Source organism: Ferdinandcohnia sp. SAFN-114 (genome assembly GCF_059415045.1).
The window spans coordinates 1-4,530 of record NZ_JBPFDQ010000164.1 but is presented as its reverse complement, the minus strand read 5'-3'; the positions used below and the strand labels follow the sequence as shown (position 1 = coordinate 4,530).

Sequence of the window (4,530 nt, the reverse complement as noted above, 5' to 3'; positions counted from 1 at the left end):
CTGCAAAAATAAGCATAAACAATAGGTATTTTTTGGCTAGAATGAAATCCTTTTTGACAAGATGAAATAACATTTTTATCCCTCCTTTACATAGGCTAACATTATATTTTCAATGGAAGGCCTCTCTATTAGACAATCGTTCATTTGTTCACGTACTACGTCTAATTTGTCTGTAATTCCTTCGAAGCCAACTGCTGTTTGACGCAAACTTAAAAATAACCTTCTTGTATGTTCATTGATTAAACTATTATCTCCTTTTACCAAAGCATGCCTATCCAGTAGTTCATCTTTACTTTCGTTGAATATGATTCTGCCTTTATCAATCAATATAAGCATGTCAGCTATTTTATCTAAATCAGAAGTTATATGAGTAGAAAAGAATACACTCTTTCCATCCTCTTCCATGAAATCTAAAAGTATCTCCATTAACTCATTACGAATTAATGGGTCAAGACCACTTGTTGGCTCATCCATTATCAATAGATCAGCATGATGAGAAAGAGCTAAAGTAATGGCAAATTTCATTCGCATACCTTTTGATAAGGTTGCAATTTTTTGGTTTAATTTCAAATTAAATCGATTGATATACTTTAAAAAAACAGATTCATCCCAGTTCGTATATGCAGGAGCAATAATACTTTTCATTTCTTTCAATGTCATTTCTTCATAAAAATAGCCTTCATCTAAAACTACCCCGATACGATTCTTTACTATGTACTCATTTTTTTCTATTTCTTTACCAAAAAACTTAATACTACCTTCGTTCTTCGGATAGAGTCCAAGTATGGTTTTTATAGTTGTTGTTTTTCCGGAACCATTAATTCCGATAAAACCAGTTATACAACCTTCTTTTAATAAAAAGTCCACTTTATCTAAGCTGAAAGTATCTAACTCTTTCTTTAAGTTTTTCACATCTAAAACAGCTGTCATCACTCATCATCCTCTTCAAAAATGATATCCATCATTAAATAAAGTTCTTGTTTATTTATTCCTAGAGTTTTAGCCATCTGCCACGCCTCTGAAAGCTTTTTTTCAATCATGTGCCTTTTAGATTCCGACAGCATCTCTAAGTTGTCGGATGCTACAAATGAACCTTTTCCAACGGTTGTTACAATAAATCCTTCCTTTTCTAATTCGTCATATACTCTTTTTGTTGTAAGAACACTAACATGTAAATCATTTGCTAATGAACGAATGGACGGAAGTTTTTCACCTTCTTTTAATTCCTGACGAAGAATTCCACCTTTAATTTGATCCTTTATTTGTTGATATAACGGTTGCTCGGAACCATTTTTAATAATTATTTTCATAGGAACCCTCTTTTTTCAACTGTATATGTACTTGATATACATTATATACATAATATACAATTATTATAATTTAATTTCAATATCTAAAATAACATAATGTCTTAATTCAATTATTGTAAGGAGTTGATGAACCATAAACGACCGTTTATGGTACTTATAAATATTTTTAAAAAAACAACCTATTTCTATTAATCTATAGAACCAAAACTCATTCCCAAAATCAAAGTAACATTTTTAGTATATGATACCGTTTTAGGTGCTAATATAGGGTTATAAACTACTTTTGCAGGTGATGAATGATGATATTTGGTTATGCACGTGTAAGTACGGAGGAACAAAACTTGGATATGCAAGTTGATGCACTTACAAAGTTTGGGGTAGAAAAAATTTATAAAGAAAAATTGACCGGAACTAGAAAAGATAGACCCCAACTTGAAGAACTTCTTAAAGTCTTACGCAGTGGCGACAAAATTGTTGTATATAAACTGGATCGTATTTCACGTTCTACAAAACATCTAATTGAACTTAGTGAATTATTCAATGATCTGGGCGTAGATTTTGTCTCTATTAATGACAGTATTGATACTTCAACTGCAATGGGGAAGTTTTTCTTTCGTACAATGGCAAATATTGCAGAGTTAGAACGAGATATTATTAGCGAAAGGACAAAATCAGGGCTTCAAGCAGCAAGATCCAGAGGAAGGAAAGGTGGCAGACCATCGAAGAAAAAGGACAAAGTTGAAATGGCGATTAAAATGTATAAAAGCAAGGATTATACAATCAACCAAATTACAGAAGCAACAGGAATCAGCAAAACCTCACTGTATAGATACTTAGACAAAGTAAATTAGGCGCATACCAAAATTATTAATAAGGATTGATTTAACTTGAGTGTAAAAGAACTACTGACACCAGAACAGCGCAAGGAAATTTTAAACCTTAATAATTTATCAGAATTTGAATTTACTTCTTATTACAGTCTATCTGACTATGATATTGATGTTATAAATCGTCATAGAAGAGATCATAATCGCTTAGGGTTCGCACTCCAATTATGCATTCTTAGAAACCCCGGTTGTTCTTTAATTAATATGTGAGAAATACCCGAAAACCTTATTAAATATGTTGCTAATCAAATTAATTTAGATCCAGAGGTTTACTCTTCATATGCTCAACGTGATACAACTAGACGTGAGCATTTAGAAGAAATACGTCAAGTTTATGGATATAGAAACTTTAATAACAGTGATTATCGTACGATTTCTAATGTTCTTTTAAAATCCGCATTGGAAAATGGGAATTCGATGTATCTAGTACGCACAGCAATTGGTTTATTAAGAAAGGAAAAAATAATCCTTCCTGCCATCCCAACAATCGAAAGGATGGTTTGGTTAGCAAGAACGCGTGCAGAGAAAAGAATATATGCCATACTAACAAGTAATCTTTCCGAAAGACATAAGCGTGAACTAGAAAAGTTAATCGATTTAACGGTAAATAATAATAAAACCCAATTAGCTTGGCTTCGGGAAATTCCCGGACAGTCGTCACCAGATTCTTTTTTAAAGGTCATAAAAAGATTAAAGTACATTAAAGAAATGAATATTGCAGCCAATACGGCATTAATACACCCCAATAGACTTTTACAATTGGCACGAATTGGGGCTAGATATGAACCCCATTCTTTTAGAAGATTTAACGAAGATAAAAGATATGCATTATTGGTCGCTCACTTAATCACTCTCTCCCAAGACTTAACTGACCATGCCATTGAAATTCATGATAGACAAATGATGGTGTTACAAGCAAAAGGCAGAAAAACGCAAGAAGAGATGCAAAAACAAAATGGAAAGTCAGTAAATGAAAAAGTTGTGCATTACGCAGATATAGGAACGGCTTTAATTAAAGCCAAAGAGGAAGGGATCGATCCCTATGTGGCATTAGAGCAAGTAATGCCGTGGGAGAAAATTGTAGAATCGATTGAGGAAGCTAAATTATTATCAAGACCAATGGATTATGATTACCTTGATTTAATAAAAACTCGATATAACTATTTAAGGAAATATACTCCAAGCCTGTTGGATTCCTTAGTGTTCAAATCTACTAAATCAGCAGAGCCTTTATTGAAAGCATTAGATACCATACACGAATTAAATGATTCTGGAAAAAGGAAGATCCCTGATGGCTCACCTTTGAGTTTTGTTCCTAAACGTTGGCAAAAACATGTTTTTGATGATGAAGGTAACATTAACCGTCAATATTATGAAATGGCTGCCTTAACAGAACTCAAAAACTATATCCGTTCCGGTGATGTTTGGGTTGAAGGTAGTCGATTACATAAGGATTTTGAAGAATATTTAGTGTCAAAAGATGATTGGGGAAAAGCAAAGATTAAAGGGACTAATATAGCTGTTAATGTAAGTTTTGAACAGTATATACAGGAAAGATGTGAAACTTTAAATACGAAACTTCAATGGATTTCCAAAAATATTGATAAAGTTGAAAGTATCAACATTGAAAAACAAAAGATACATGTTGAGAGACTTCAAGCTGATACTCCTGAAGAAGCTAGAAGTTTCAGCTTATCGCTTTATAATATGCTTCCAAGAGTTAAACTTACTGATTTATTAATGGAGGTAGCTGAATGGACTGGATTTGAAGAGTCATTTGTTCACGCTTCTTCAAATCAACCGCCCAAAGGTGAGGAAAGGTCTATTGTGATGGCTTCATTAATGGCGATGGGGACAAATATTGGATTAACTAAAATGGCAGAAGCAACTCCTGATATTTCATATCGTCAGATGGCCAATGTTATGCAATGGAGATTACATGAAGATGCTATGATTCGCGCTCAAGCTACACTTGTAAATTATCAGCACCGTCTATCTTTATCTACATATTGGGGAGATGGGACAACATCATCTTCCGATGGTATGCGTGTTCCTGTTGGTGTATCATCGTTACATGCAGATTCAAATCCTCATTACGGAACTGGGAAAGGTACGACCATTTATCGTTTTACAAGTGATCAGTTTTCATCCTTTTATGCAAAAGTTATTAATACAAATGCAAGGGATGCCGTACATGTAATAGATGGATTATTACATCATGAATCTGACCTTACAATTGAAGAACATTACACTGATACGGCCGGTTATCAATACCTTTTTGTAAAAAAATTAAAATTATTATGTGTTCTTTCATTGTAGACATGTACTTAACG

3 protein-coding genes and 1 pseudogene are annotated in these 4,530 nt (G+C 33.3%); 2 read left to right on the top strand and 2 right to left on the bottom strand.

Going from position 1 to position 4,530, the window contains the following annotated elements:
- Positions 1-75 precede the first annotated feature (75 nt).
- Together ACR65M_RS26515 and ACR65M_RS26510 are read right to left on the bottom strand one after the other, a co-directional pair.
- Positions 76-930 carry an ABC transporter ATP-binding protein gene (locus ACR65M_RS26515; RefSeq protein ID WP_126409027.1) on the bottom strand — a complete coding sequence of 285 codons (855 nt, stop codon included), beginning with the start codon at positions 928-930 and terminating at the stop codon, positions 76-78.
- Complete coding sequence (locus tag ACR65M_RS26510; protein WP_053474821.1) at positions 930-1,310, bottom strand: GntR family transcriptional regulator; 381 nt, start codon at positions 1,308-1,310, stop codon at positions 930-932. The genes ACR65M_RS26515 and ACR65M_RS26510 overlap by 1 nt, the downstream gene beginning before the upstream one ends.
- Positions 1,311-1,609: 299 nt before the next feature.
- On the opposite strand from ACR65M_RS26510, the gene ACR65M_RS26505 reads away from it, so the two are divergent.
- A complete protein-coding gene (locus ACR65M_RS26505; RefSeq protein WP_116354896.1) occupies positions 1,610-2,161 on the top strand; it encodes a recombinase family protein in 552 nt (183 codons plus the stop codon).
- A gap of 36 nt (positions 2,162-2,197) precedes the next feature.
- Positions 2,198-4,465: pseudogene (locus ACR65M_RS26500) on the top strand (Tn3 family transposase); the annotation flags it as partial.
- Positions 4,466-4,530 lie beyond the last annotated feature (65 nt).